The 26,462-nt window shown below is 64.6% G+C and carries 23 protein-coding genes and 1 pseudogene; 17 read left to right on the top strand and 7 right to left on the bottom strand.

Annotated elements, in window-relative coordinates:
* Window positions 1–571: 571 nt before the first annotated feature.
* A complete protein-coding gene (locus tag J6500_RS25065; RefSeq protein WP_225715371.1) occupies window positions 572–1,390 on the top strand; it encodes a formate/nitrite transporter family protein in 819 nt (272 codons plus the stop codon).
* Window positions 1,391–1,449: 59 nt separating this feature from the next.
* Window positions 1,450–3,186 (top strand): bifunctional protein-serine/threonine kinase/phosphatase, encoded by a 1,737-nt coding sequence (locus tag J6500_RS25060; protein WP_225715370.1) that lies wholly within the window; start codon window positions 1,450–1,452, stop codon window positions 3,184–3,186.
* A gap of 106 nt (window positions 3,187–3,292) precedes the next feature.
* Here the strand turns inward: J6500_RS25060 and J6500_RS25055 are convergent, their stop codons facing one another.
* Together J6500_RS25055 and J6500_RS25050 are read right to left on the bottom strand one after the other, a co-directional pair.
* Window positions 3,293–4,081, bottom strand: a complete 789-nt coding sequence (locus tag J6500_RS25055; protein WP_225715369.1) for a substrate-binding domain-containing protein — start codon at window positions 4,079–4,081, stop codon at window positions 3,293–3,295.
* Between the two features lie 218 nt (window positions 4,082–4,299).
* A complete protein-coding gene (locus J6500_RS25050) occupies window positions 4,300–5,523 on the bottom strand; it encodes a polyhydroxyalkanoate depolymerase (protein ID WP_225715368.1) in 1,224 nt (407 codons plus the stop codon).
* A 169-nt stretch (window positions 5,524–5,692) separates the two neighbouring features.
* Between J6500_RS25050 and J6500_RS25045 the strand changes: the two genes are divergently transcribed.
* The 3 genes from J6500_RS25045 (at window position 5,693) to J6500_RS25035 (ending at window position 7,259) form a co-directional block, all read left to right on the top strand.
* On the top strand, window positions 5,693–6,349 hold the full coding sequence (locus J6500_RS25045) for a glutathione S-transferase family protein (protein ID WP_225715367.1): 657 nt from the start codon (window positions 5,693–5,695) through the stop codon (window positions 6,347–6,349).
* Window positions 6,350–6,669: 320 nt separating this feature from the next.
* Window positions 6,670–7,104 (top strand): cupin domain-containing protein, encoded by a 435-nt coding sequence (locus tag J6500_RS25040; protein ID WP_225715366.1) that lies wholly within the window; start codon window positions 6,670–6,672, stop codon window positions 7,102–7,104.
* 17 nt (window positions 7,105–7,121) lie between these two features.
* On the top strand, window positions 7,122–7,259 hold the full coding sequence (locus J6500_RS25035; protein ID WP_225715365.1) for a hypothetical protein: 138 nt from the start codon (window positions 7,122–7,124) through the stop codon (window positions 7,257–7,259).
* A gap of 90 nt (window positions 7,260–7,349) precedes the next feature.
* Here the strand turns inward: J6500_RS25035 and J6500_RS25030 are convergent, their stop codons facing one another.
* Complete coding sequence (locus J6500_RS25030) at window positions 7,350–7,571, bottom strand: hypothetical protein (RefSeq protein ID WP_225715364.1); 222 nt, start codon at window positions 7,569–7,571, stop codon at window positions 7,350–7,352.
* 197 nt (window positions 7,572–7,768) lie between these two features.
* Here J6500_RS25030 and J6500_RS25025 point away from each other — a divergent pair, with 197 nt between their 5' ends.
* On the top strand, window positions 7,769–8,140 hold the full coding sequence (locus J6500_RS25025; protein ID WP_225715427.1) for a hypothetical protein: 372 nt from the start codon (window positions 7,769–7,771) through the stop codon (window positions 8,138–8,140).
* A gap of 76 nt (window positions 8,141–8,216) precedes the next feature.
* Here the strand turns inward: J6500_RS25025 and J6500_RS32250 are convergent.
* Together J6500_RS32250 and J6500_RS25010 are read right to left on the bottom strand one after the other, a co-directional pair.
* A pseudogene (locus J6500_RS32250) lies at window positions 8,217–9,144 on the bottom strand (mandelate racemase/muconate lactonizing enzyme family protein).
* 206 nt (window positions 9,145–9,350) lie between these two features.
* Window positions 9,351–10,583 (bottom strand): ABC transporter substrate-binding protein, encoded by a 1,233-nt coding sequence (locus J6500_RS25010; RefSeq protein WP_225715362.1) that lies wholly within the window; start codon window positions 10,581–10,583, stop codon window positions 9,351–9,353.
* Between the two features lie 233 nt (window positions 10,584–10,816).
* Here J6500_RS25010 and J6500_RS25005 point away from each other — a divergent pair, with 233 nt between their 5' ends.
* The gene (locus J6500_RS25005) at window positions 10,817–11,656 is read left to right on the top strand and encodes an AraC family transcriptional regulator (protein ID WP_225715361.1); all 840 of its coding nucleotides are present in this window, start codon (window positions 10,817–10,819) and stop codon (window positions 11,654–11,656) included.
* An 826-nt stretch (window positions 11,657–12,482) separates the two neighbouring features.
* On the opposite strand, the gene J6500_RS25000 is transcribed toward J6500_RS25005, so the two are convergent.
* Complete coding sequence (locus J6500_RS25000) at window positions 12,483–13,493, bottom strand: polyprenyl synthetase family protein (RefSeq protein WP_225715360.1); 1,011 nt, start codon at window positions 13,491–13,493, stop codon at window positions 12,483–12,485.
* Between the two features lie 135 nt (window positions 13,494–13,628).
* Here J6500_RS25000 and J6500_RS24995 point away from each other — a divergent pair, with 135 nt between their 5' ends.
* From J6500_RS24995 to J6500_RS24965, 7 genes are all read left to right on the top strand, one after another.
* Window positions 13,629–13,856, top strand: coding sequence for a putative signal transducing protein (locus tag J6500_RS24995; RefSeq protein WP_225715359.1), 228 nt, complete (start codon window positions 13,629–13,631; stop codon window positions 13,854–13,856).
* On the top strand, window positions 13,849–14,676 hold the full coding sequence (locus tag J6500_RS24990) for a tRNA1(Val) (adenine(37)-N6)-methyltransferase (protein WP_376707856.1): 828 nt from the start codon (window positions 13,849–13,851) through the stop codon (window positions 14,674–14,676). The genes J6500_RS24995 and J6500_RS24990 overlap by 8 nt, the downstream gene beginning before the upstream one ends.
* Window positions 14,677–14,922: 246 nt before the next feature.
* The gene (locus J6500_RS24985) at window positions 14,923–15,837 is read left to right on the top strand and encodes a S49 family peptidase (protein ID WP_225715358.1); all 915 of its coding nucleotides are present in this window, start codon (window positions 14,923–14,925) and stop codon (window positions 15,835–15,837) included.
* A 113-nt stretch (window positions 15,838–15,950) separates the two neighbouring features.
* Window positions 15,951–16,142 carry a hypothetical protein gene (locus tag J6500_RS24980; protein WP_225715357.1) on the top strand — a complete coding sequence of 64 codons (192 nt, stop codon included), beginning with the start codon at window positions 15,951–15,953 and terminating at the stop codon, window positions 16,140–16,142.
* 117 nt (window positions 16,143–16,259) lie between these two features.
* Window positions 16,260–17,195, top strand: coding sequence for a glycine--tRNA ligase subunit alpha (locus J6500_RS24975; RefSeq protein ID WP_225715356.1), 936 nt, complete (start codon window positions 16,260–16,262; stop codon window positions 17,193–17,195).
* Window positions 17,195–19,291 (top strand): glycine--tRNA ligase subunit beta, encoded by a 2,097-nt coding sequence (gene glyS, locus J6500_RS24970; protein WP_225715355.1) that lies wholly within the window; start codon window positions 17,195–17,197, stop codon window positions 19,289–19,291. The genes J6500_RS24975 and glyS overlap by 1 nt, the downstream gene beginning before the upstream one ends.
* A gap of 119 nt (window positions 19,292–19,410) precedes the next feature.
* The gene (locus tag J6500_RS24965) at window positions 19,411–20,508 is read left to right on the top strand and encodes a hypothetical protein (protein WP_225715354.1); all 1,098 of its coding nucleotides are present in this window, start codon (window positions 19,411–19,413) and stop codon (window positions 20,506–20,508) included.
* A gap of 151 nt (window positions 20,509–20,659) precedes the next feature.
* On the opposite strand, the gene J6500_RS24960 is transcribed toward J6500_RS24965, so the two are convergent.
* The gene (locus J6500_RS24960; protein ID WP_225715353.1) at window positions 20,660–21,019 is read right to left on the bottom strand and encodes a DUF1236 domain-containing protein; all 360 of its coding nucleotides are present in this window, start codon (window positions 21,017–21,019) and stop codon (window positions 20,660–20,662) included.
* A gap of 252 nt (window positions 21,020–21,271) precedes the next feature.
* Between J6500_RS24960 and J6500_RS24955 the strand changes: the two genes are divergently transcribed.
* The 3 genes from J6500_RS24955 to J6500_RS24945 all read left to right on the top strand — a co-directional run bounded on the left by J6500_RS24955 (window position 21,272) and on the right by J6500_RS24945 (window position 26,287).
* Complete coding sequence (locus J6500_RS24955; protein WP_225715352.1) at window positions 21,272–21,427, top strand: DUF3096 domain-containing protein; 156 nt, start codon at window positions 21,272–21,274, stop codon at window positions 21,425–21,427.
* 90 nt (window positions 21,428–21,517) lie between these two features.
* On the top strand, window positions 21,518–24,403 hold the full coding sequence (gene ppdK / locus J6500_RS24950) for a pyruvate, phosphate dikinase (protein ID WP_225715351.1): 2,886 nt from the start codon (window positions 21,518–21,520) through the stop codon (window positions 24,401–24,403).
* A 408-nt stretch (window positions 24,404–24,811) separates the two neighbouring features.
* Window positions 24,812–26,287 carry a cell wall hydrolase gene (locus tag J6500_RS24945; RefSeq protein ID WP_225715350.1) on the top strand — a complete coding sequence of 492 codons (1,476 nt, stop codon included), beginning with the start codon at window positions 24,812–24,814 and terminating at the stop codon, window positions 26,285–26,287.
* The last annotated feature ends 175 nt before the right edge of the window (window positions 26,288–26,462 follow it).

Raw genomic sequence — 26,462 nt, 5'->3', positions numbered from 1 at the left:
CCCGCCCGTCGTCCTGGCGAAAGCCAGGACCATAACCACCGAATTTGATTGAAAGCGTGATGCGGCGCCACCGTCGCGCAGCATCAAGCGACTGGGGTAATGGGTCCTGGCCTTTGCCAGGACGACACCTGTTATTTGGCGGGCCGCGCTGGGTGACATCTGTGCAATCTGCATAAATCCACGCCATCGGTTCGCGGCGCCGCCCGGACCGGATAGCAAAGCCTAATTGTTTCAAGGGCTTTCGGGTCCGCCGCGTTGGCATGTCGATTGCTTTTACCAGCATCAGTCAATGACGACTTGCCGTCCTCCGGATTGCCGAAGCCAGTGCTGGCGGAGGTGAGGGGATCACGCGCCCTGCCAGGGCGCAGCGAGCCATCGTCGAGACCATTTCTCCGCGAAGCCTGTGGATTCCCGCCCTGATCGCGCACCGGCTGTTGCTCCGGTGTTGTAGCCGCCGCTCGGCGGCGTGATCGCGGCATGCGTTCCCGGAACCGACGAGCATTTCAACCAACCTGCGTCGACTCCGGCATGCAGCCGGGGCGGCCCGATTGCGCAAAGGGGACTTTACGAAATGGCCTATCTCGCACCGTCAGAATTCGTCACCAAGATGGTCGACGCCGGCGAATCCAAGATCTTCATGTCGACCCGCGACACCGTGATCCGCGCCTATATGGCGGGCGCGATCCTGGCGCTGGCGGCTGCCTTCGCGGTGACCATCAACGTCAACACCGGCGTCTCGATCGTCGGCGCGGCGCTGTTTCCGGTCGGCTTCTGCATGCTTTATCTGTTCGGCTTCGATCTTTTGACCGGCGTGTTCGTGCTGGCGCCGCTCGCCTTGATCGACAAGCGCCCCGGCGTCACGCTGGGCGGTGTGCTGCGCAACTGGGGCCTCGTCTTCATCGGCAATTTCGCCGGCGCCTTCACGGTCGCGGTGATGATGTCGATCGTGTTCACCTTCGGCTTCTCCTCGCCGCCGGACAAGGTCGGGCAGGTGATTGGCACCATCGGCGAGAGCCGCACCGTCGGCTATGCGGCGCATGGCGCGGCCGGCATGCTGACGCTGTTCATCCGCGGCATGCTGTGCAACTGGATGGTCTCGGCCGGCGTGGTCGGCGCAATGATCTCGACCACCGTGAGCGGCAAGGTGATCGCGATGTGGATGCCGATCATGCTGTTCTTCTACATGACCTTCGAGCATTCGATCGTGAACATGTTCCTGTTCCCGTCCGGCCTCCTGCTCGGCGGTCACTTCACCATTATGGATTATTTGATCTGGAACGAGATCCCGACCGTGGTCGGCAACCTCGTCGGCGGTCTCGCCTTCACCGGGCTGACGCTCTACACCACCCACGTGAAGACGGCACCGAAGCGCCAGCGGCTCGCGGCTTGATCTGCGCGGGCGGATGGGTCTCTCCTTCAGGAGAGATCCATCGGCCATGAACACGAGCGATGCCGCGCGCGCTGAAAATATCGGTCGGGCAATTCTCTGATAGGGGCCGCAAGGACGCCAATCAGGATTTCCACGGCGTGCTGATCCCCGAGGAGCCGCTGCTCGGCCTGAAGGGCATCGCGGTGGTGCTGGCCGACGGCATCTCATCCAGCAGCGTCGGCCGCGTCGCGGCCGAATCCGCGGTCAAGGGCTTTCTCACCGACTATTACTGCACCTCGGAATCCTGGTCGGTGAAGACCTCGGCGCAGCGCGTGCTGGAGGCGACCAATTCCTGGCTGCACGCGCAGACGCGGCGCAGCCAGAACCCGTATGACAAGGACAGGGGCTATGTCTGCACGCTGAGCGCCATGGTCATCAGGTCGACCACGGCACATCTGTTTCATGTCGGCGACTCGAGGATCTACCGCCTCGCCGGCAGCAGCCTCGAGCAATTGACCAACGATCATCGCGTCGTGATCTCCTCGCAGCAGAGCTACCTCGGCCGCGCGCTCGGCGTGAACCCGCAGCTCGAGATCGACTACCAGAATGTCCGGCTGGAGCGGGGCGACACGTTTCTTCTCGTCACCGACGGGATCTACGAGCATGTCCCGCCGCGCCAGCTCGCCAAGCTCATCCAGGACGGCGGCGACGATCTCGACCAAGCGGCGCGGTCGATCGTCGGACAGGCGTTCGAGCGCGGCAGCCCGGACAATCTCACCGCGCAGATCATCCGCATCGACGAACTGCCCGACGGCGATGCCGGCGAGGTGTTCGGCCAGCCCACCGAGTTGCCGGTGCCGCCGCTGCTCGAGGCGCGCATGCGCTTCGACGGCTATCGCATCGTCCGCGAGCTGCACGCCTCGCACCGCAGCCACATCTATCTCGCGGTCGACGAGGACTCCGGCACCACCGTCACCATCAAGATCCCATCGATCGATCTGCGCGACGATCCGGCCTATCTGAAGCGCTTCATGATGGAGGAGTGGGTTGCGAAACGGATCGACAGCCCGCATGTGCTGAAACCCTGGCTGCCGCAGCGCCGGCGCAATTTCCTCTATGTCGCGACCGAATATGTCGACGGCCAGACCCTGACGCAGTGGATGATCGACCATCCCGTTCCGGCGCTGGAGACGGTGCGCGACATCACCGAGCAGATCGCGAGGGGACTGCGGGCCTTCCACCGCAAGGAGATGCTGCATCAGGATGTCAGGCCCGACAACATCATGATCGATCGCACCGGCACGGTGAAGATCATCGATTTCGGCTCGACCCGGATCGCGGGCGTCGCCGACGCCGCGCCGTCGGGCGGCGAGGAGATTCTCGGCACCCAGCAATACACCGCGCCGGAATATTTCCTGGACGGACCGGGCACGCCGCGCTCCGACCTGTTCTCGCTCGGCGTCGTCACCTACCAGATGCTGACCGGGCGGCTGCCCTACGGCGCGCAGATCGCGCGCGCCCGCACCCCGGCGGATTTCAGCCGGCTGGTCTACAGCCCGGCCGCGCATGGCGGCCGCGACATCCCGATCTGGGTCGACCGCACGCTGGAGCGCGCCGTACACCCCAATCCGCTGAAGCGCTACGACAGCTTTTCCGAGTTCCTGTTCGACCTGCGCAATCCCAACGCAAAATATCTCGCGACGTCATCGACCCCGCTGATCGAGCGCAACCCGGTGCTGTTCTGGAAGTCGACGACGCTGCTGCTGGGGATGGTGATCGTGCTGCTGCTCGCCTACGGCGCGCATCATTGGCGGTAGCTGGTGAACCCGTCCCAGCTCTCTCTCCGTCATCCTGAGGTGCGAGCCTTGCCGAAGAGGCTCGCACCTCAAGATGACGGGGCAAGAGCTCGCGTAGTTGACGCAATCAATGCGTCGCGCCCGATGGAATCGGATCGAGCCCGCTCTTGACCAGCGCGTGGCGGGCGTCGGGCGAGGCGAGGAAGCTGATCAGCGCCTTGCCGGCGTCCGGCTCCTTCGAGACCTTGGCGATGCCGGCGGAGAACACCGTGATCTTCTGCAGCGGCTCCGGCAGCGGGCCGACGATGTCGATGCCGGCGACCGGCTTCAGCTCGGAGATCTGCTGGAAGCCGATTTCGGCCTCGCCGTGCGCCACGATCTCGCCGACCGGTGTCGCCGGGATCATCCGCGCCTTGCCTTTCATCTGGTCGGCGATGCCGAGCTTGGCGAACATCTCGGTCGAGACGTAGACGCCGCTGGCGCTGTCGGAATAGGCGATGGTCTTCGCCGCCAGCAGCGCCTGCTTGACGGTGTCGGCCGAAGAGATGTCCGGCTTCGGCGTGCCTGATTGGACCGCGATCCCGATCGGCGACTTGACGAGGTCGACGCGGCTGTCGGCCACCACCTTGCCCTGCTTGATCAGGTCGCCCAGCGCATAGCCGACCATGATCAGCACGTCGGCCGGCTCGCCGCGCTCCAGCCGCACCGGGATCGCATTGGTCGTGGTGCCCATCGACGGCCCATAGGCGGTAACCACCTTGTGCCCGGTCTTGCGCTCGAACTCCGGCACCAGCGCCTTGTAGGCCGCGGTCAGCCCGCCCGAGATCATGACATGGACCTCGGCAGCGGAGGCGGCCGACGCGAAGGCGAGGGCGGCGAGGAAGGCGAGCGCAAGAGTGCGGCAGGCGGCGCGCATGGAGGTTTCTCCCTGGACGATTCTTCGGGCGGGGGTCGTCGTGGCGGAGACACTACTGCGCGGGAACAGGCGTGGCCAGCCGTCTTTCGTAGCCCGGATGGAGCGCAGCGCAATCCGGGGTCCCCCTCTCTCGCGGCGAGCATCGGCCCCGGACTGCGCTTCGCTTCATCCGGGCTACCAGGGCTTCGCAATGACGAAGAAAGAGTGCCGCCGTCCCTTTACGAATTCACATGCACGAAATCGCGCAGCAGCGGGTAGATCTCATTGTTCCAGCGCTTGCCGGAGAACACGCCGTAATGGCCGACGCCGGCCTGCATGTGGTGCACCTTGCGATAGGTGCGCACGCCGGTGCAGAGGTCCTGCGCCGCCAGCGTCTGGCCGATCGAGCAGATGTCGTCCTTCTCGCCTTCCACCGTCATCAGGCCCATGCGCCGGATCGCGGCCGGGTTCACCGGGCGGCCGCGGTGCATCAGTCTGCCTTGCGGCAACAGGTGTTCCTGGAACACGTCGCGGACGGTCTCGATGTAGAACTCCGCGGGCAGGTCCATCACGGCGAAATACTCGTCGTAGAAGGTCTTGATCACTTCGGCCTTCTCGGTCTCGCCGCTGGCCAGATGGCGCGCGAGCTCGATGTGCTGCTTGATGTGACGCTCGAGGTTCATCGACACGAAGGCGGTGAGCTGCACGAAGCCGGGATAGACCTTGCGCAGCGCGCCCTTGCATTGCACCGGCACGTAGTTGATCAGATTGTCCTCGAACCATTTGATCGGCTTGCTGGTGGCGAACTGGTTGACCTTGGTCGGCTGGATCCGGGTGTCGATCGGCCCGGCCATCAGCGTCAGCGAGGCCGGCCGCGCCGGGTGGTTGTCCTCCGACATGATCGCTGCCGCCGCCAGCGCCGACACCGAGGGCTGGCAGATCGCGACCATGTGGGCGCGCGGGCCGAGCTGGCCGAGGAATTCGATCAGGTGGTCGGTGTAGTCCTCGAGGCCGAAGCGGCCTTCCTCGCGCGGGATGTCGCGCGGATTGTGCCAGTCGGTGATGTAGACGTCGTGGTCCTGCAGCAGCGTCTTCACCGTGCCGCGCAGCAGCGTCGCGAAATGGCCGGACATCGGCGCCACCAGCAACAGCCGCGGCTGCTCCGGCGCGTCGATCTTCTTGAAGTGCAGCAGCGAGCCGAACGGCGTCGCGTAGGCGATCTCCTCGGTCACCTCCAGGTCCCGGTTGCCGACGGTCACGCTATCGATGCCGTAATCCGGCCGGGCGTAAGTCAGGGTGGAGCGCGAAATCAGCTCGAGTGCCGCCGCGAGCCGGCCGAACGCCCGCCCCGAGGTGCTTTGCGGCAGCAGATTGAGGTATTTCAGCGCCGCCGCGGCCCCGGTCCGCCATGGCGCCGTGATATCCGCGTGGTTCTGGTAGGCTTGGTACAGCATCGACATCATACGCATCCACCCCCGGCAGGCCCTTGCTATGCAATATCGACGCCAGAGTGAGGGCGGGCTGCCCGGCAAATTGGCATGTGGCTTGCTGCGAAATTGGCCGATCTCCCGGCTCCTGGGCACGTCAGCGGGCCGCAGGAGGCGGGCAGGCGTTCACGCGTGAGGCATGGGCATGGCGACGACGACACTCACCATCAGCAGCAAGAACTATTCATCCTGGTCGCTGCGCGGCTGGTTGCTGGCGAAATTCGCCGGGCTGGAGTTCGAGGAGGTCGTCACCGCACCCGACGATCCGTCGGCGCGGGCCGAGCTGTTGCTGCTGTCGTCCTCGATCCTGGTGCCGTGCCTGCGCCACGAGGGGGCGACCGTGTGGGATACGCTGGCGATTGCCGAGTATCTCAACGAGATCATGCCGCAGGCCGGGCTGCTGCCGGCGGACCGGATCCAGCGCGCGCATTGCCGCTCGATTTGTGGGGAGATCCATTCCGGCTTCACGACGCTGCGCGCCTCGCTGCCTGTCAATCTCAGGGGACATTTTCCCGGCTTTAAGATCTGGTCGCGGGCGCAGGCTGATATCGACCGCGTCTGCGCAATCTGGCGCGACTGCCTGGCCAGCTCGGGCGGGCCGTTCCTGTTCGGCGCGCGCCGCACCATGGCGGATGCGATGTACGCCCCCGTCGTCACCCGCTTCCTGACCTACGACGTGAAGCTCGAGCCGCTGCTCGCAGCCTATGCCACGACCATCATGATGATGCCCGAGATGGTCGAATGGATCGCGGCGGCGAAGGCCGAGCCGGCCGATGTCGAGGAGCTCGAGGTCGAATATTAGGCAGCCTGCCGCCGGCCTGCCTGCGTCGCCGGCTCAAGCTCCGGGCAGCGTTTGCTCAATGGAGATGCCGCCGGCGATCGGCGTCACCGCCTCCGACGGAGCACGCGGCCATCATCACCCAACGCAAATTCGCGGCCTGCGCCAGATGCTTCCGCGACGTCGCGATTGATGGCGCGGCACTGCCACGGTAGCGGCGCGCCGCTGGCAAGGATTTCGCATGGCGGTTCCCAAGCTGTGACCGCGACGATGCGACGCTGCCGAAAATTTGGACGCCGAGCCGCGCCGCGATCTCGCGAACACGAGAACCGTGGAGGCTTCAGATGAATCAACACGCCGTCGTCAGCAAATTCTCCCACGTCAAACCCGGTGACACCGACTTCAAGGGCGGAGGTCTGCGCGACTTCTTCCTGTACCGCGATCTCGGCATTGCCGATGCCACCAACGGCCAGGTGATCTGTCATCTGGTCAAGGCCAACCCCGAACTGCCGCCCGAGGAGGGGACCGGCTGGCACAAGCATCTGTGCGAATTCCAGATCGTCATCATGACCAAGGGCTGGGCCCGCTTCATGTACGAGGACAAGGAGACCTTGGTGCAGGCCGGCGACGTCGTGCATCAGCGGCCCGGCATCACCCATTACCTGTTCGATTATTCCGAGGACATGGAATACCTCGAAATCGTCAGCCCTGCCGACTTCCAGACCGTCGACGTCGAGCCGTGGACAGACAAGGTGCCTCCGCCCACGCCGTGGAAATGATCACCAGGGAGAATGTCATGTCGTCGGCGGAGGAATTAACCTTTATCGTCGGCCGCTGGGTGCGGCCGATCGTCATGCTTCTGTATGTGGTGCACCGGATCGGATCGGTCGCCACATCTAGCCGTGAACAACGGCGTACGGCGCCCGATCAGTGATTCGGACGCGGTTCGTTCCGTCCGCGTTCCGAATCTTAAGATCGTGAGAGGTCGCGTCGCGTTTTGGAACAGCGGCGCGCATGCTGGTGCTCAGGTCATCACCTGCTTGTCGCGCGGCATGCGCCAGGCGATGACATTGGCCTCGAGCGCGCCGCCGGTCGTGTCATTGCGCCACTGGCCGTTGACGAAGCGGCAGGCGAACGGCAACTGATACGTTCCGCTGTGATCCTCACAAAGCACTTCGACTCGCTGTTCCGGTGAAGGTTCGCCATTGCCATCGAATTGCGCCAGCCGTTTGTCGCGCGTCGCCATGTGATCTGTCTCCACTGCCCAAGGTCGAGCCAAAAGGGATCGAACCAAACCAGTTCCGAAGGCCCCCGTCCCCACGAGAAGTTCCTCGTAATAGGCGAAGCAGACCGCTCGAATGCGGTATCAGTGTGGTATCTCTGCCTCGCTTTGAGCATCGCGCGCACAAAGCTGTGAACGGTACACCTGACGGGGGGATGACGATGATTGCTCGTATTGCTGCTGCCGCGCTCGTGCTGCCTGCATTCGCAGTTGCCGAACACGCGCGCGCGCAGGACGTTCCGGGCATCGAGATCTGCACGGTCGAGAAGACGATGGAGCGGCGCACCAGCTGCCTGCAGAGCAATGTCGATTTCCTGCAGAAGACGATCGGCAAGCTGACGACGGATCATCAGCAGAAGCTCGACGCGGCCAATCGCCAAATCGCAAACTTGCAGAACGCGGTCGCGGCTTTGCAAAAGCTCGCCGCGGATTTGCAGGCGGCGCAAGGCAAGCTGGCTGATGATCTGAAGAAGAAAGCCGACGCGCCGGCAGCGAAGGACGCCGCGCCGGCCGCGAAGGAGGGAACGAAGTAGGGAGCGTCTATCCGCGTCCTTAGGTCCTCTCCCGCAAGCGGGAGAGGAGGCGCCCTTGTGTTGTGGCGTCGGTCGCTCACGCCACGCGATACTTCTCCATCACATCGCGATCCGGCTCATAGCCGAGCCCTTCGCCCTGCGGCACGGCGACGTGGCCGCTGGCGTCGACGTCGATGCGGTTGCCCCACAGGCAGGCGGGGCGCGTCATGAAGAACACCTCGATCATGCCGGCATCGCGCACCGCCATCAGATGCAACGTGGCGAGGAAGCCGGGTCCGAAATACGGCGAGTGCGGGATCACCTGGACGCCGAACTCGTCGGCGAGCACCGCGACCTTGAGGAATTCGGTGACGCCGCCGACCTTGATCACCGACGGCTGCGCATGGCTGAATCGCGGCCGGGCCGTCCAGCGGACAGTTCATGTCGACCATCAGCGGCACGCCGGGGCCGATCGCCTCGCGCGCGGCGGTGACGGCGGGGACCGTGGTCTCGTGCAGCTTGATCGCCGAATAGCCAAGCTTGATCGCCTTCTTGCATTCGCTGGCGATGTGCTGCGGCGTGCCGATCCGCAGCAGGCTGGCATAGGCCGGGATCTTGCTGCGCTTGGCGCCGCCGATCAGCTGATGCAGCGGCATGCCCTTGACCTTGCCGGCGAGATCCCACAGCGCGATGTCGAGCGCGGAGATCGCAAACATCGTGATGCCGTAGCGGCCGAACAGATGCAGGTTGCGCTGGATCTGCTCCATCACGGCGGGAATGCCGGCGGCATCCGGCACTTCGAGCCCGCGCGCCTGCGGCGCGATCATCTCGGTGACCGCCATGCTGTTGGTCTTCGGGCTGACATAGGCGAAGGCATCGCCCCAGCCGGTCAGGCCGGCATCGGTCGACACCTCGACCAGCACCATGTCGAGCGCCGAGATCGCCGACGCGCCCTGGCGGAAGCTCGCCGGCCCCGCGTCATAGGGGATCCGGATGTGGTGGGCGCGGACGTCGGTGATTTTCATTGTTGTTGTCCTTACGATCGCAGGATGTCCCTGGCTATCATGGTGACCGGACATGGCTCGCTGAAGGACGGCGTCGCGTTCCGCTCGTATGCCCGGCTGCGCAAGTGTAGCGCGGGAAAATTGTAGCGCGTGAATCGTGTCGAAGACGTGGATGCCCGGCCTTGCGCCGGGCATCACCAACTCCAAAAATTTGTGCAGCGCGCCCTTTACGAGCTTTTCTCGCCGCTCATGATCGGGCCGAACCGTTCCCAGCTCTCGCCCTTGAACCGCATCATCTGCAACTGCTCGATCGGCGCGTAATCGTCAGGGCCGGTCTTGATCTTCGTGCCCGGCAGATAGATGCCGATCTCGAAGTTCAGGCTGGCGGCCTGCTTCATCAGGTTCTCTCGGGTAAGGTTGTCGCCGCATTGCCGCAGCACCTGCTCCAGCCCCTTGGCGACGCCGTAGCCGAACACGGTGGCGGCGTCGTCGAGGTCGCCCTCGGGATACCACTTGGCCATGAAGGCGCGCCATTCGTTCATGGCTGGATCGTTCTTCCACTCCGCGTCCTTGGGATCCTTGAGGTAGGCGGTGGAGAGCACGCCCTGGCTCGCCTCATAGCCCGCCGGCTTCATCACGCCGCCGATCGAGCCCGAGACGTTGGTCAGGAACTGCACCGGATGCCAGCCGAGTTCGGCGACCTTCTTGATCGCCTGCGCCGCGAATTTCGGCGTTGCGATGTTGATGAAGATGTCGGGGTTGGCACCCTTGATCTGCACGATCTGCGAATCCACCGTCGGCGAGGCGGTCTCGTAGGAGGTCTCGACGACGATCAGCTTCTTGGCCTGGTCGCCCAGCCCGTCATGCAGGCCGATCAGATAGTCCTTGCCGAAATCGTCGTTCTGGTAGAGCACGCCGATGGTCTTGCCCGGATAGTTCTGCAAAATGTATTTGGCATAGATGCGCGCTTCGACCTGGTAGCTCGGCTGCCAGCCCATGGTCCACGGAAAATTCTTCGGGTCGTTCCACTTCGCCGCGCCGGTCGAGACGAACAGCTGCGGCACCTTCTTGGCGTTCATGTATTTCTGGATCGCGGTGTTGCCCGGCGTGCCCAGCGGGTTGAAGATCAGCAAGACCTCGTCGCTCTCGACCAGCTTGCGGGCCTGCTCGACCATCTTCGGCGGTGAGTAGGCGTCGTCATAGGAGATGAAGTTGATCTTGCGGCCGTTGATGCCGCCTTCGCTGTTGAGCTTGTTGAAATAGGCCGCCTCGGTTTTGCCGATGGTGGCATAGGCGGATGCCGGGCCCGAATAGGGCATGATATTGCCGACCTTGATCTCGGTGTCGGTTGCGCCCTGATCGTATTTCTTCTGTGCGTTGGCGGCGCCTGCGACGGCGATCGTCACAAGGGCCGCAAGTGCTGCGGATAGGGCATGGCTCAGGCGTCGGTGATGCATCATTGTCCTCCCTGACATTCTGGCCGCGGCTCAGTGTTGTTTATCGGGCAGCTTGGGAGCCGTCGGACCGATGCGAGCGCGAGTATGCACGATTGCGACCATGTTGCCAGCGACGGCGATGCGCCGGATTTCCGCGCGGCGGAACCGAAGTTTCAACGGCCGACCCGCAAGAGCGATCAAGCGCCGCGCGCGGCCGCGCTGCATGCTGCGCCCGCTTTGCAAGGGAAGCGTGATCCATGAACCCAGCCCAGAAGGCGCTCTGGTACATCGAAAGCCATCTTCGCACGCCGCTGACGCTCGACGAGATCGCCGGCGTCGCCGGGGTCTCGCGCTTTCATCTGGTGCGCGCGTTCGCAGAGGCAACCGGGTTCTCAGTGATGCGCTATGTGCGGGCGCGGCGCCTCAGCGAGGCCGCCCGCGAGCTCGCCGCCGGTGCGCCCGATATCCTCAACGTCGCGCTGGATGCGGATTACGGCTCCCACGAAGCATTCACCCGCGCGTTCCGCGACCATTTCGGCGTCACGCCCGAAACGGTGCGCGCGACCACTTGCCTCGCCACGCTCAAGCTCCAGGAGCCGATCACCATGATCTCGACCGCCCTCGATCACATCGATCCGCCGCGCACCGCGACCGCCAAGGCGTTCCTCGTCGCCGGCATCGGCGAGCGCTACGATCTTGGCAGCGGCGGCGGTGCCGGCATTCCGAGCCAGTGGCACGAGTTTCACCTCAAGCATGCCGAGATTCCGCGCCGGGTCGGCAATGTCGCCTTCGGCGTCTGCTGCAACGGCGACGACGCCGGCAACTTCGACTACATCGCCGGCGTCGAGGTCGCCGACTTCTCCGACCTGCCGCGCGAATTCGCGCGCGTGCGCATCCCGGCGCAGAAATACCTCGTGTTCACCCACAAGGACCACATCTCGACCATCCGCCGCACCGTCAACACGATCTGGAATCGCTGGCTGCCGCAGTCCGGCATGAAGGTCGCCGACGCGCCGAACTTCGAGCGCTACGACGAGAATTTCGATCCGTCGACCGGCAATGGCGGGCTCGAGATCTGGGTGCCGGTGGAGAAGTAGAGCATCATCCGTCATTCCGGGCTCGCGCCAAGTGGCGCGCGCCGGGATGACGAGGACGTTCTTATTTTCCGAATTTTCTCTTGACCCGCACCCCAACTCAGATGTTCAATGTCTCCGTCTCACCCGATCGAGGGGCGCTGCGCATCGTCACGGTGTTGCGGTGAGATGCGGTGGACGCCGCGCGTGTCAGTGACGACAGCACGCGAGGCGGACGGCGAAATCGTGCAGGCCGGACGCCCTGGTGGCAGGTGTCCTCCCGCAAGACGCGCAAGCGTCTTTGCGGAAGCGGTGACAAACAAGCCCAGTCTCGCCGGGGTAAGCACGTATAAGCCGTAACCCATCGCGCAGGGAAAGCCGGGTTGTTTCCGGTTACACCTGTGGTCCTACCCCCGAGCTTTCTACCCATTGCTCGGGGCCCATGGGTGCGATCGGCACCCGGCTTTCCCTGCGCCCTCTGCTCGAAGAGCGGCGAAACGAAATGCAAAACTCGGACAAGACATGTCGCGAGAATGCGAAGCCATATCCCAACCACCACTGCCATCGCCCGGCTTGCCGCCTCCGCTAAAGCTTCGGCGCGCCCATACCCCAAGCCTCGTGAAGCCTTGGCGTAGACGGGACCGGGCGATCCAGTACGCTGCGGCCCATCGGCTCAATAAAGACTGTCTCTGGAATACTGGATCGCCTGGTCGAGCCGCGCGATGACACCGAGCAAAGCTGTTTGAATGTCCCACCCAACGCTCACCCCCGTCGGCGCTCCTGCAGCGACAAATGCGAAGCGTTTGGCGGGGTGACAGGACTAAGTAGCGTGTGCTGTGCGACAACTAGATCAATGCGACCGCGCGAGACAGAACGCCACCACCTGCTCCAGCGCCGTCTTCATCGGCGAGGGCGGGAACAGCGCCAGCGCGTCGACGGCCATGGCGCCGTAGTGCTGGGCGCGGCTGATCGTGTCCTCCAGCGCGCGGTGCTTGGTCATCAGCCCGATGGCGTGATCGAGGTCGCTGGCGCCGATCTCGCCGCGTTCCAGCGCGCGGATCCAGAACTTGCGCTCGGTATCGTTGCCGCGGCGGAAAGCGAGCACCACCGGCAGGGTGATCTTGCCCTCGCGGAAATCGTCGCCGACATTCTTGCCGAGCTTGGCGGACTTGCCGCCATAGTCGAGCACGTCGTCGACCAACTGGAAGGCGATGCCGAGATTCATGCCGACCGAGCGGCAGGCGGTCTGCTCAGCCTTCGGGCGGCTGGCGATCACCGGGCCGACCTCGCAGGCCGCCGCGAACAGCTCGGCGGTCTTGCCGCGGATGACGGCGAGATACTCGTCCTCGGTGGTCGCGGTGTTCTTGGCGGCGGCAAGCTGCATCACCTCGCCCTCTGCGATGGTGGCGGCCGCGGCCGAGAGGATGTCGAGCGCGCGCAGCGAGCCGACCTCGACCATCATCCGGAACGCCTGGCCGAGCAGGAAGTCGCCGACCAAGACGCTGGCCTCGTTGCCCCACAGCATCCGCGCCGAGAGCTTGCCGCGGCGCAGCTCGCTCTCGTCGACCACGTCGTCATGCAACAGGGTCGCGGTGTGCATGAACTCGACCGCGGCGGCGAGCTTGATATGGCCGTCGCCCGAATAGTCAGACAATTGGGCCATCGCCAGGGTCAGCATCGGGCGCAGCCGCTTGCCCCCGGAGGAGATCAGATGGTTGGCGACCTCGGGGATCATGGTGACCTCCGAGCCGGTCCGCGAGATGATGGTCGCGTTGACCCGCTCCATGTCGGCGGCGACAAGTCCCACCAGCCCGTCGATCGAAGCATTGGACGGGCTTTCAAAGGGTACAATAACCGCCACGCTGGTCTCCAATTTTGCCGAATTCGCACTATCCTCAGCTATAACAATAGAAACTGCGCGGTGAAGCGGCAAGACCACGAAGTTGTTGACAGATGTCGCAGCGGCCGGCCAGCCGGGCCCAGAGGAGAGCGTATTTTGCGGGAATTGGTTCGGACCAACGACATCGTGCTGGTCTCCGCCATCGGCGCGCTGCTCGACAGCGCTAACATCCACCATCTGGTGCTCGACCAGAACATGAGCATCATCGAGGGCTCGCTCGGGGTGCTGCCGCGGCGGATCCTGGTGCATGACGACGACAACCAGCAGGCCCGCCAGCTGCTGACCGACGCGGGCCTCGGCCACGAATTGCGGGCCGATGAGTAGAGCGTCTTCAAGCGACGTGGGCCGGCGTTCGCGTGACGAGAACGCGTCAAAAAAGCTGTCTTTCGCTCCTGATGTCACCGAGGATGGCTTCCTCGGCGGCCAATTGCGTCTGCGCCAGCCGCGCAGCGGCCATCGCGCGGGGCATGATGCGATCCTGCTCGCCGCTGCGACCCCGGCGCAGCCGGGCGACCGGGTCGTCGACCTCGGTTCCGGGGTCGGCGCGGCAGGCCTGGCAGTGGCGCGGCGGGTCGGCGGCATCGCGCTTGCGCTGATCGAGATCGACCCCGCGCTGGCCGAGCTTGCCCGGGACAATGCCGCAGTCAATGCGATCCCGGCCGACGTGATCGTGCTCGATGTCGAGGCCGACGCCTCTGCTTTCACCGTCGCTGGCCTTGGCCCTGACAGCGCCGATGTCGTGCTGATGAACCCGCCATTCAACGATCCCGCCAGGCATCGCGCCTCGCCAGACCAGGTGCGGGAGCGCGCGCATGTCGCGACCGCAACCACGCTGCATAGCTGGGTCCACGTGGCGCGGCGGCTTCTGAAATCGAACGGTCGGCTGGCGATGATCTGGCGCGCGGACGGGATTGCCGAGGTGCTGGCTGCGCTGGGCCGCGGCTTTGGCAGTCTCGAGATCCTGCCGGTTCACGGTGACGTGGCGTCGCCGGCGATCAGGATTCTGGTGCGCGCCACCAAGGGTGGACGGGCGCCGACGCGGCTTCATGCCGCGCTGCTGCTCAATGAAAAGCCAGGTGTGCCCAATAAATGGGTGCAGGAGATTCTGGCTGGAAAGGAAGGATTGCCGCTGGCGCGGCCATAGCGGGCAGTCTCGCTGCCCGCGCCGTGATTGGGCGGGCTTACTGCGGGGCCGTTTCCGACTGGCGTTCCGGCGTTGACGTGAAGCGGATGGCCGTGAGCAGTGTACCGATCAGCAAAATCAGCAGATAGATCTTCATATCCCTCTCCGCCGCGTCGTTGCAGCCATCCAACGGGAAGAATGCAAAACGCGTTCCGCGAACTCCAATGACAGTGGCGTGATAAAAAGTGGTTAATTCGAGGTAAGTGCATGAGTGAACAAATAAGTGATCGGCAGCAGCGTTCGGGCGGACTGCTGGAGCGTCTGCAGGGGATACTTCCTGCACGCTGCAGGCGCGGCGCGGCGATCGTGCCGGTGGTGCGGCTGTCGGGCGTGATCGGCGCGGTGACGCCGCTGCGCCCGGGCATGAATCTCGCCGGCGTCGCCAAGATGCTGGAGCGCGCCTTTGGCACGCGGAATGCCAAGGCGGTGGCGCTGGTGATCAATTCGCCCGGCGGCTCACCTGTGCAGTCACGTCAGATTTATCTGCGCATCCGCCAACTCGCCGCCGAGAAGAAGCTGCCGGTGCTGGTGTTCGTCGAGGACGTCGCGGCGTCCGGCGGCTACATGATCGCCTGCGCAGGCGATGAGATTTATTGCGACCCGTCCTCGATCCTCGGCTCGATCGGCGTGGTCGGCGGCACCTTCGGGCTCGAGGGGTTGATCAAGAAGATCGGCGTCGAGCGGCGGCTCTATACGTCGGGCAGCCACAAGGCGATGCTCGATCCGTTCCTGCCGGAGAACCCCGAAGACGTCGCGCGGCTCAAGGCGATCCAGCGCGAGATCCACGCCGTCTTCATTGCGCTGGTGAAGCAGAGCCGGGGCGCGCGGCTGAAGGGGCCTGACGACGTGCTGTTCACCGGCGAATATTGGGTGGGCGAGACCGCGATCGGGCTCGGCCTCGCCGACGGGGTCGGTGACATCCGCGCGACCCTGCGCGCCCGCTATGGCGACAAGGTGCTGACGCCGGTGATCGCGCCGGCCAGCGGCCTGCTGTCCGGCCTGCTCGGCCGCCGGACGCCGGGGGCGGGGTCGCTGTCACAGCTGGACGGCATCGCCGGATTGCCCGAGGAGTTGATTTCCGCGCTGGAAACCCGGGCGATTTGGGCCAAATTCGGGTTCTAACGCGGTTGTGAGCGCGCCATTTAGTCCCCAAAAGCGCGATTGCGGCGCAGGCGGGGTTCGGCGACAATACGGTCATTGGGGGCCTGACAGACGTGAACGACAAGGATCGACCAATGCCGGCGCTGATTGCATTCGCAGGCGTTTTGGGAAGCCTGGCCGTGGTCCGCTGGGCGTACAAGACGGCGGTCCGGATCAACCAGGAGCTGGAAGAGGCGCGGCTCGCCCGCATGGCCGACGCTACCCGCGCGAGCGAAATCAAGACCCTGCGCCGCGACCCCGTGACCGGCGCGTACCGTCCGGGCTAACCAGCTGCAAAAGCCGCAAAATGGCGGTGCCGGAATTCCGGCATCGCCTTGATTCCATTGGCCGCCGCCGATACGGTCCCGCGCGCTTCCCAACCCCTCGCGAGACCCGTGCTGACGATGGACGCTCTGCCTGACCACATGCGCCCGGAACGTTCGTTCCAGGGCTTCATCCTTGCTTTGCAGCGGTTCTGGGCCGAGCAGGGCTGCGTCATCCTGCAGCCCTACGACATGGAGATGGGCGCCGGCACTTTCCATCCCGCCACCACCCTGCGCGCGCTGGGGCCGAAGCCGTGGAACGCGGCCTATGTGCAGCCATCGCGGCGGCCGAAGGACGGTCGCTACGGCGAGAACCCCAACCGCCTGCAGCACTACTACCAGTTCCAGGTGATCATGAAGCCATCGCCACCGAACCTTCAGGAGCTGTACCTGAAGTCGCTCGCCGCGATCGGGATCGATTCCGCCATCCATGACATCCGCTTCGTCGAGGACGATTGGGAAAGCCCGACGCTGGGGGCCTGGGGGCTCGGCTGGGAATGCTGGTGCGACGGCATGGAGGTCAGCCAGTTCACCTACTTCCAGCAGGTTGCCGGCGTCGAATGCGCCCCGGTCGCGGGCGAGCTCACCTACGGGCTCGAGCGGCTCGCGATGTATGTGCAGGGCGTCGACCGGGTCTACGACCTCAACTTCAACGGCCGCGAGGGCGCGGAGAAGGTGACCTATGGCGACGTGTTCCTGCAGGCCGAGCAGGAATATTCGCGGCACAATTTCGAATATGCCGACACCGCGATGCTGTTCGAGCAGTTCAGGATGGCCGAAGAGGCCTGCCGGAAATATCTCGCCGCCGGCTGGCGCGATGGCGGCAATCAAAAGGAACATCTGATGGCCTTGCCGGCCTACGACCAGTGCATCAAGGCGAGCCACGTCTTCAACCTGCTGGATGCCCGCGGCGTCATCTCGGTGACGGAGCGGCAGAGCTACATCGCGCGGGTGCGCGATCTCGCAAAGGCCTGCGGCGAGGCCTGGATCCACACTGAAACGGGCAGGGCGGCCTGATGCCCGATCTTCTCCTCGAACTGTTCTCCGAAGAAATCCCCGCCCGCATGCAGGCCAAGGCGGCCGACGATCTGCGCCGCATGGTGACCGACAGGCTGGTCGCCGAGGGCCTCGTCTATGAAGGCGCCAAGGCATTCGCAACGCCGCGCCGCCTTGCGCTCACCGTGCACGGCATCCCTGCGCGCCAGCCCGACCTGAAGACCGAACGTCGCGGCCCGAAGATTGGCGCTCCGGATGCGGCGGTGCAGGGCTTCCTGAAGGCAACCGGTCTGAAGTCGCTGGATGAAGCGATCATCCAGAAGGATCCGAAGGGCGATTTCTACGTCGCGTTGATCGAGAAGGCCGGACGCGATGCGATCGACGTCATCGCGGAAATGTTGCCGGTGATCATCCGCACCTTCCCGTGGCCGAAATCGATGCGCTGGGGCGCTCGCTCGGCCAAATCGGGCTCGCTCTCCTGGGTGCGGCCGTTGCACGCGATCACCGCAACCTTCGGGCTCGAGACCGAGGAGCCGGATGTCGTCAAATTCTCCATCGACGGCATCGAAGCCGGGCAGACCACCTACGGTCACCGCTTCATGGCGCCGGGGCCGATCTCCGTGCGCCGTTTGGAGGACTACGAGGCCAAGCTCAAGGCGGCAAAGGTCATCCTCGATCCGCAGGCGCGCAAGGACATCATCCTCGCCGACGCCAAGGAACTGGCGTTCGCGCAGGGCCTCGAACTGGTCGAGGACCAGGTGCTGCTCGACGAGGTTTCGGGCCTCGTCGAATGGCCTGTCGTGATGATGGGATCGTTCGAGCGGGAATTCCTGGCGATCCCCGATGAAGTGATCCGCGCCACCATCCGCAACAACCAGAAGTGCTTCGTGGTCAAGGATCCCAAGACGGGCAAGCTGACCAACAAGTTCGTGTTGACCGCCAACATCGAGGCGCCCGACGACGGCAAGACCATCGTCGCCGGCAACGAGCGCGTGATCCGTCCGCGTCTCTCCGACGCGAAATTTTTCTACGAGACCGATCTGAAGATCAAGCTGGAAGACCGGCTGCCGAAGTTCGAGCAGATCGTGTTCCACGAGAAGCTCGGCACCCAGGCCGAGCGGATCAAGCGGATCGAGCGGCTCGCTGCCGAGATCGCGCCGCTGGTCGGCGCCGATGTCGAGAAGACCAAGCGTGCCGCACGCCTGGCAAAGGCGGATTTGCTGACCGAAGTCGTCGGCGAATTCCCCGAGTTGCAGGGATTGATGGGCAAGTATTACGCGCTGGCGCAGGGCGAGGACGCCTCCGTCGCCGCCGCGAGCGAGGAGCATTGGAAGCCGCAGGGGCCGACCGATCGCGTGCCGACCGATCCGGTGAGTGTGGCTGTGGCGCTGGCGGATAAGCTGGATACGCTCGCGGGTTTCTGGGCGATCGATGAGAAGCCGACAGGGTCGAAGGATCCGTATGCGCTGCGTCGCGCGTCGCTCGGCATGATCAGGCTGATCGTTGAGAATGCGCTGCGTCTGCCGATCCTGAAAGCCGCAAAATCTGCATTGTCCGGACTGTCAGTCAAAGCGGATGTCGAAGCGCTGCCGAACGATCTGCTCGCCTTCTTCGCCGACCGTTTGAAGGTGCAGCTTCGCGAGCAGGGCGCGCGGCACGATCTCGTCGATGCCGTATTCTCGCTCGGCGGCCAGGACGATCTGCTGCTGGTCGTCCGCCGCGTCGAAGCACTCGGCAAATTCCTCGACAGCGATGACGGCAAGAACCTGCTCGCCGGGACGAAGCGCGCCAGCAACATCCTCGCGATCGAAGAGAAGAAGGACAAGCGCAGCTTCGATGGCGCGCCTGACGCTGCGCTCTACAAGCTCGACGAAGAGAAGATGCTGGCTGCGGCAATCGACCAGGTGAAGCGAGAGGCCTCCATCGCGGTCGCCAAGGAAGACTTCGCCGCCGCGATGAGCGCGATGGCAAAGCTCCGCCCGGCAGTCGATGCGTTCTTCGACAAGGTCAAGGTCAACGACGACGATCCGAAGGTGCGCGAGAACCGCCTGAAACTGCTCAACGAGATCAGGGCCGCGACGCGCGCGGTGGCGGATTTCTCCAGGATCGAGGGCTGAGGGGCCGGCTGTCGGGAAATATTTCGACACAATTTGCAATTTGTTAACCATGCCCTGCGAAGGTCCTCACCGATCAACGATTTCTTAAGAAATCGCCCTCGCGCCAATGCAGGGACCCGATGACCTCGATCGGTACCAATCCTTACGCCCAGTATGGTTCGGCCTATGCGCGCGCCGCAGCGACGCCCTCGCTCGCCGCGACGCTGTCGGGCGACGGCAGCGCCGGCGATGCTTCGGCATTTTCCGCCTCGAACGCGGCCACCAATCTCACGCTGTCGGATGCCGCCCGCGCGCAACTTGCAAAATCGCAGCTGCCCGACTTCGCGACGGTGACGAACGATGCGCGCATCACGCTCGACCGGCTCTACACGGTCGCGGGCGTGAAGGGCCCGATCGTCGACGGCGAGACCACGATCGATCTGTCGACGCTGGACCGCCGCTCGCTGTTCGCGATCTCGACCAACAATGGCGGCAAGTTCTCGCCGGATGAGCAGGCGGTCGCCGGCGCCGAATTGAAGCAGCGTTTTGATGCCGCGCTGCAGCCGTCGCTTGCGACGACGCGCCTGACCGGCGACTACAGCGTCAGCTACAAGGCGGCGCTCGACTGGTTCGACGGCGCCAGCGACGAGGAGAAGGCGACGGCGACCTGGGCCAGGCAGCGCGCCGCGGTGCTGAAGGGCTATCAGGCGACCCAGCAGGATCCGAACACGGTGCCGGCGGACATTCCCGGCGATCCGATCGCAGCAGCGCTGGCGGGGACGGCGCCGCCGCCCAAGACGAATACGCCGCGCGACTTCAGCAGCATCGCAACCGATGTGCGCGCCTTCCTCGACCGGCAGAAGAGCGAAGCGGCGAAGAACGGCAAGGAACTGGTCTTCGATCCCGGACGCAAGAATGGTCAGCTCGCCAACCTGTCCTCGCTCGACAACCGCTCGCTCTCGGCGATCTCGCTGAACCAGGACAAGAAGTTCTCGGTCGAGGAGATCTTCGCCGCCAAGCAGGAGCTCAACACACGGACACGCCTTGCCGTGCTCGACGCGCTGAAGCAGAGCCAGTCCGCCGGCGATCCGCGCCAGTTCAGCCTCGGCATTCTCAAGCAGTATTCGTCGATGAGCTCGGAGGAGCGGCAGGCGACCAACTGGACGCCGGATTTCCAGGACGCTGCGGTGAAGAACTACAAGTCGACCTCGACACTGCTCTCGATCCTCAAGTCATAGCGCTCGCAGTAACAGGGCGCGCCGGCGCGCAACAGAAAAGCCCCGCCTGGAGGGGAGGCCAGGCGAGGCTTTCTGGTCCGGTCGACCCTCGCGCACATCCGCTTGCGCGGCGCCCGGACTGCTCATTCAGGCGGGTCGCTTCACGATTGGATTAATCGACCACCTGAACGATGCGGCGCGACCGCGGCTCGACCAGAACGGTCTCGCCATTCACGACGGTGTAGCGATAGGGTGTCGCGCCGAACCGCTGCGGTACGTCGTAATAGGTCACGCCGACTTCCGGCAACACGGTGCCGACTGCGATGCGGTCGGGGATTCTGTAGTCCGGCACGCGCTCGCGCACGATATATTCACGGAACGCCGGACGCTGCTCGATTGCGATTCCGCCGTCATCCTCGACGGCGACTGAAGGACCGCCGCGAACGATGCCGACGGTCTGCGCCTGTGCGGCAACAGCCGGCACCGTGATCGCAGCAGCAACGGCTGCAACGGCAAGTAATCTGTTTCGCATGGCTCACTCCATCTTCACGCTGCGCATTCACGCTCCAAGGCGCCGGCCTTCGCCAGCGCGCATGGCAAGCCAATTCATCGGCTACTGTGATGTTCCGGAAAAACCACTGTCATATACGCGGCATTTTCGAGCAAATTTCGTGAGATGCCGGAACCCGTCGGCATCACGCGCGTCTTGATGTGGGAACTTGCGTTCCCGGCGGATAGACTGCCGCTCTCGATTCGATCTTCCGAAAACCACCGGAGAATTTCAATGGTCATCACCGCTGCGCATCTGCCTGCCATTGTAGCTTTGATCGCGGGCATATTGATCCTCATCATGCCGCGGCTGCTGAACTACATCGTCGCCATCTACCTGATCTTCGTCGGGTTGGTGGGAATGGGGCTGCTGCGTTGGATCCATATGTAGCGGAAAGCGGGGTTTCGCGGCTTGCGCGGGACCCCCCAAAATGGTGTAAGGCGCGCATCCTCGACCCCTCTTTCCGGATTGTTGTCTGACATGGCCAAAGCCGTCGCGAAGTCCAAGAAAACTGTCGTGAAAACTGTCGTGAAAACTGCAGCGAAATCAAAGCCCTCTGTCCCGGCCCGGAAGGCCGCGCCGCAGGCTCGCAAGGCGCTGAAGAAGACCGCCCCAAAGGTGGCGCCGAAGGCGGCCGCGAAGGCCGCCGGCAAGGCCACGGCGAAGCCTGCACAGATTGCAATCAAGGCTGGCAAATGGGTCTACACGTTCGGTGACGGCAAGGCGGAGGGCCAGGCGGGCCTGCGCGATCTGCTCGGCGGCAAGGGCGCCAATCTCGCGGAAATGGCCAATCTCGGCCTGCCGGTACCTCCCGGCTTCACCATCCCGACCTCGGTCTGCACTTACTTCTACGAGCACGACAAGACCTATCCGAAGGAATTGAAGGCGCAGGTCGAGAAGGCGCTCGACTATGTCGGCAAGATCACCGGCAAGACCTTCGGCGACGCCAAGAACCCGCTGCTGGTGTCGGTGCGCTCCGGCGCCCGCGCCTCGATGCCGGGCATGATGGACACCGTGCTCAATCTCGGCCTCAACGACCAGACGGTCGAAGCGCTCGCCGAGCTCTCGGGCGACCGCCGTTTTGCGTATGACAGCTATCGCCGCTTCATCACGATGTATTCGGACGTCGTGCTCGGCTTCGAGCATCATCACTTCGAGGATATCCTCGACACCTTCAAGGACAGCCAGGGCTATTCGCTTGACACCGACCTCACCGGCGACGACTGGGTCGAACTGGTCGGCAAGTACAAGGAAGCGGTGGCGAAGGAGACCGGCCAAGAGTTCCCGCAGGATCCGCATGATCAGCTGTGGGGCGCGATCGGTGCCGTGTTCTCATCCTGGATGAACGCGCGCGCGGTGACCTATCGCAAGCTGCACGATATTCCGGAGTCCTGGGGCACCGCCGTCAACGTGCAGGCGATGGTGTTCGGCAACATGGGCGAGACGTCGGCGACCGGCGTTGCGTTCACGCGCAATCCGTCGACCGGCGAGAGCAAGCTCTACGGCGAGTTCCTGATCAACGCGCAGGGCGAGGACGTGGTTGCCGGCATCCGCACCCCGCAGGACATCACCGAGGAAGCGCGCCAGGAGTCGGGCTCCGACAAGGCCTCAATGGAAGCCGCGATGCCCGCGGCATTCAAGGAGCTGACGCGGATCTACACGCTGCTCGAGAAGCACTACCGCGACATGCAGGACATGGAGTTCACGGTCGAGCAGGGCAAGCTGTGGATGCTGCAGACCCGCAGCGGCAAGCGCACCGCGAAGGCGGCGCTGCGCATCGCGGTCGAGCTCGCCAATGAAGGCCTGATCTCCCGCAAGGACGCGGTGACGCGGATCGATCCGGCTTCGCTCGATCAGCTGCTGCACCCGACCATCGACCCGGCCGCCAAGCGCGACGTGATCGCGACCGGCCTGCCGGCTTCGCCCGGCGCCGCCGCCGGCGAAATCGTGTTCTCGTCGGACGAAGCGGCCAAGCTGCAGGCCGACGGGCGCAAGGTGATCCTGGTCCGCATCGAGACCAGCCCTGAAGACATCCACGGCATGCACGCCGCCGAGGGCATCCTCACGACGCGCGGCGGCATGACCTCGCATGCGGCGGTGGTCGCGCGCGGCATGGGCAAGCCCTGCGTTTCCGGCTGCGGCACCATCCGCGTCGATTACGGCCGCGGCACCATGACCGTGGGGCAGCGCACCTTCAAGACCGGCGACGTCATCACCATCGACGGCTCGGTCGGCCAGGTGCTGGCTGGCCGCATGCCGATGATCGAGCCGGAGCTGTCCGGCGAGTTCGGCACGCTGATGAGCTGGGCCGACGAGGTCCGCAAGCTCGGCGTTCGCGTCAATGGCGACACGCCCGATGACGCGCGCACCGCGGTGAAGTTCGGTGCCGAGGGCATCGGCCTCTGCCGCACCGAGCATATGTTCTTCGAGGAGACCCGCATCCGCACCGTGCGCGAGATGATCCTCTCCGAGGACGAGCAGTCGCGCCGCGCCGCGCTGTCGAAGCTCTTGCCGATGCAGCGCGCCGACTTTGTCGAGCTGTTCGAGATCATGAAGGGCCTGCCCGTCACGATCCGCCTGCTTGATCCGCCGCTGCACGAGTTCCTGCCGCACACCCACGCCGAGGTCGAGGAAGTGGCGCGCGCGATGAACACCGATCCGCGCAAGCTCGCCGATCGTGCCCGCGAGCTCGCCGAGTTCAACCCGATGCTCGGCTTCCGCGGCTGCCGTCTTGCGATCGCCTATCCTGAGATCGCCGAGATGCAGGCGCGCGCGATCTTCGAGGCCGCGGTCGAGGCCGGCAAGCGCACCGGCAAGCCGGTCGGTCTCGAGGTGATGGTGCCGCTGATCGCGACCAAGGCCGAGTTCGATCTGGTCAAGGCACGCATCGATGCCACCGCCAACGCGGTGATGAAGGAGACCGGCGTCAAGCTGAATTACCAGGTCGGCACCATGATCGAGCTGCCGCGCGCCTGCCTGATGGCCGGCGAGGTGGCGGAGACCGCGGAGTTCTTCTCGTTCGGCACCAACGACCTGACGCAGACCACCTACGGCATCAGCCGCGACGACGCCGCGAGCTTCCTCGGTACCTATGTCGCCAAGGGCATTCTGGAGATCGATCCGTTCATCTCGGTCGATCGCGACGGCGTCGGCGAACTGGTGAAGATCGGCGTCACCCGCGGCCGCAAGACCCGGCCGAGCCTGAAGGTCGGCATCTGCGGCGAGCATGGCGGCGATCCGGCGTCGGTGGCGTTCTGCCACGAGGTCGGCCTCGACTACGTCTCGTGCTCGCCCTACCGCGTGCCGATCGCGCGCCTCGCCGCGGCGCAGGCCGCGCTCGGCAAGGCGGTCGCCAGCCAGGCGTGAGCGCAGCAGCGGTGGCACAATAACCGTCACAAGCGGCGTCATGCCCGGGCTTGTCCCGGGCATTTTCTTTTCTTGCACCATCGTCATTGCGAGCGAAGCGAAGCAATCCATTGGCCCGCATGTGCGGAGCGATGGATTGCTTCGCTTCGCTCGCAATGACGGATGGAGAGAGACGTACGCGTAACGCTCTGTTCACCATCTTCGTTGACGCGCCGTTTACGAGCTTCATCCGCCGCGCATTTACCAAGGCGCACGATGCGATCTTCAGAAGCTGCGTGATCACTTGAGTGTAGCGCGCGGGCAACGTCGATTAACTCCGCGGCAACCTAAACACGTTAGCAACGATAAAGGTCGAATTGCGCGGATGTACCGCGTTCGATTGCACAGTAAGCGTTGCGTGAGCGTACGATGTTTGTGTTGCGTAACCAGCCGAAGGGCGCACGATTTGCGCTCTTCGGTCTCGGTCTCAGCATCTTCGCCCTGATGCCGACCGAGACCGGATATCAGGATATCGCCTCGCTGCTCGCCCGCCAGCCGGGCGTCGCGGAGCGCTGGCAGAAGCGCGTGTTCGCCTCCGCGGTCGGTTCGATCCAGGTCGCCACCTACAGTTTCGGCCGTCCGATCGGCACCTCCGCGCCGCTGGCTCCGAACGTCATTCTCGCCAGCCTCGGCAATCAGAGCACAGACATTACCGGCACCGTGACGCGCAATCCGATCGCGGCGCCGCCGCCGCGCTACCAGGCCTCCGATTTCCCGCGGGTCGACCGCACGCTGAAGGGCGACCGTCTCGTCGTCCGTACGCCTGACACGGTCGCGCCGGAGCTGCCCGTGAATCCGGGCCAGCCGAACGAGGATCCGGCGACGTCGAATTCGTCGGTGAAGGGGATGAAGACCGCGACCGCACCGGCGGATAACGCGCCGCTCGATCCCGAATTGCAGGAGGCGCTGCGTGCGCCGCCGCTCCTGCAATACTCGCAGCCGTCCGCGCAGCAGCAGGATGTGTCGCTGTCGCTGGAGGCCGACCCGCTCAACGATTTGAAGCCCGCGCCGGCCGCGCCCGCACGCGCGGCTCACGCCGACACGGCCCGCGATCCGTTCTCGGTCCAGACCTCAAGCCTGTTCTTCGGCTCGTCGCTCGGCGCGCCCGAGAGCATCGAGCGCTGGCAGCCCGGCGAGGAGCCCACCATCGTGACGCCGGCCGCGCAGCCCGATCCCGACATGAAGGTGATGGCCTCGCTGCCGGTCGATGCCGACGGCCCGGTGAAGGCCGGCGAGATGGGCGAGAGCATCGCGCCGAAGGGCGAGGTCAACGCCGACGATCAGCACAGCAAGACGCCGGCGGAGCGGCTTGGCCTGTTCGACGATCGTTCCCGCGCCAAGTCGGAGAAGTGCCTTGCCGAGGCAGTGTATTTCGAGGCGCGCGGCGAAGCGGTGCGTGGCCAGATCGCGGTTGCGCAGGTGGTGCTGAACCGCGCCTTCTCCGGCAAATATCCCGACACCGTGTGCGGTGTGGTCTACCAGAACAAGCACCGGCACTACGCCTGCCAGTTCACCTTCGCCTGCGACAACGTGCGCGACGTGGTCCGCGAGCCCGACATGTGGGACCGCGCCAAGAAGATCTCGAAGGCGATGCTCGACGGCAAATTGTGGCTGCCCGAAGTCGACCGCTCGACCCACTACCACGCCTATTGGGTGCGGCCGTCCTGGGTCAGCGAGATGAAGAAGATGTACAAGTTCGGTGTCCACACCTTCTATCGTCCGCGCGCCTGGGGCAACGGCAGCGATGCGCCGAGCTGGGGCAATCCGGCCGAAACGGCCGCGATCTCCGCCCAGCTCGCCGAAGCCGCGCGAAGCTCGGCCGAGCTCGCCAGCGCCAAGCGATAGCGCGCGGATTCCCACCCCCCTTGGAAAGCAGGCAATCGCATATGGGGGATTGAAGTGATGTAGGCATTTGACGGTGGGCTCCCTCTCCCGCTTGCGGGGGAGGGAGCCCACCGCCAACGCCTACATCACTCAAATTCCCATATGCGACTGCCTGCCCCGCGAGGGGGAGGGAACC

The sequence above is a fragment of the Bradyrhizobium semiaridum genome (assembly GCF_020329505.1).
GTDB classification, from domain to species: Bacteria; Pseudomonadota; Alphaproteobacteria; order Rhizobiales; family Xanthobacteraceae; genus Bradyrhizobium; species Bradyrhizobium semiaridum.
This window is presented reverse-complemented; position numbering and strand designations above follow the sequence as displayed.

Coding starts and splice junctions, on each gene's coding strand:
- J6500_RS24985 (WP_225715358.1), top strand. CDS start 14,923: ATGAGTGAACAAATAAGTGATCGGCAGCAGCGTTCGGGCGGACTGCTG.
- ppdK (WP_225715351.1), top strand. CDS start 21,518: ATGGCCAAAGCCGTCGCGAAGTCCAAGAAAACTGTCGTGAAAACTGTC.
- J6500_RS24960 (WP_225715353.1), bottom strand. CDS start 21,019: ATGCGAAACAGATTACTTGCCGTTGCAGCCGTTGCTGCTGCGATCACG.
- J6500_RS24990 (WP_376707856.1), top strand. CDS start 13,849: ATGAGTAGAGCGTCTTCAAGCGACGTGGGCCGGCGTTCGCGTGACGAG.
- J6500_RS25040 (WP_225715366.1), top strand. CDS start 6,670: ATGAATCAACACGCCGTCGTCAGCAAATTCTCCCACGTCAAACCCGGT.
- J6500_RS25030 (WP_225715364.1), bottom strand. CDS start 7,571: ATGGCGACGCGCGACAAACGGCTGGCGCAATTCGATGGCAATGGCGAA.
- J6500_RS25050 (WP_225715368.1), bottom strand. CDS start 5,523: ATGATGTCGATGCTGTACCAAGCCTACCAGAACCACGCGGATATCACG.
- J6500_RS24980 (WP_225715357.1), top strand. CDS start 15,951: ATGCCGGCGCTGATTGCATTCGCAGGCGTTTTGGGAAGCCTGGCCGTG.
- J6500_RS25025 (WP_225715427.1), top strand. CDS start 7,769: ATGATTGCTCGTATTGCTGCTGCCGCGCTCGTGCTGCCTGCATTCGCA.
- J6500_RS25010 (WP_225715362.1), bottom strand. CDS start 10,583: ATGATGCATCACCGACGCCTGAGCCATGCCCTATCCGCAGCACTTGCG.
- J6500_RS25045 (WP_225715367.1), top strand. CDS start 5,693: ATGGCGACGACGACACTCACCATCAGCAGCAAGAACTATTCATCCTGG.
- J6500_RS25065 (WP_225715371.1), top strand. CDS start 572: ATGGCCTATCTCGCACCGTCAGAATTCGTCACCAAGATGGTCGACGCC.
- J6500_RS24945 (WP_225715350.1), top strand. CDS start 24,812: ATGTTTGTGTTGCGTAACCAGCCGAAGGGCGCACGATTTGCGCTCTTC.
- J6500_RS24955 (WP_225715352.1), top strand. CDS start 21,272: ATGGTCATCACCGCTGCGCATCTGCCTGCCATTGTAGCTTTGATCGCG.
- J6500_RS25055 (WP_225715369.1), bottom strand. CDS start 4,081: ATGCGCGCCGCCTGCCGCACTCTTGCGCTCGCCTTCCTCGCCGCCCTC.
- J6500_RS25005 (WP_225715361.1), top strand. CDS start 10,817: ATGAACCCAGCCCAGAAGGCGCTCTGGTACATCGAAAGCCATCTTCGC.
- J6500_RS24975 (WP_225715356.1), top strand. CDS start 16,260: ATGGACGCTCTGCCTGACCACATGCGCCCGGAACGTTCGTTCCAGGGC.
- J6500_RS24965 (WP_225715354.1), top strand. CDS start 19,411: ATGACCTCGATCGGTACCAATCCTTACGCCCAGTATGGTTCGGCCTAT.
- J6500_RS25060 (WP_225715370.1), top strand. CDS start 1,450: ATGCCGCGCGCGCTGAAAATATCGGTCGGGCAATTCTCTGATAGGGGC.
- glyS (WP_225715355.1), top strand. CDS start 17,195: ATGCCCGATCTTCTCCTCGAACTGTTCTCCGAAGAAATCCCCGCCCGC.
- J6500_RS25035 (WP_225715365.1), top strand. CDS start 7,122: ATGTCGTCGGCGGAGGAATTAACCTTTATCGTCGGCCGCTGGGTGCGG.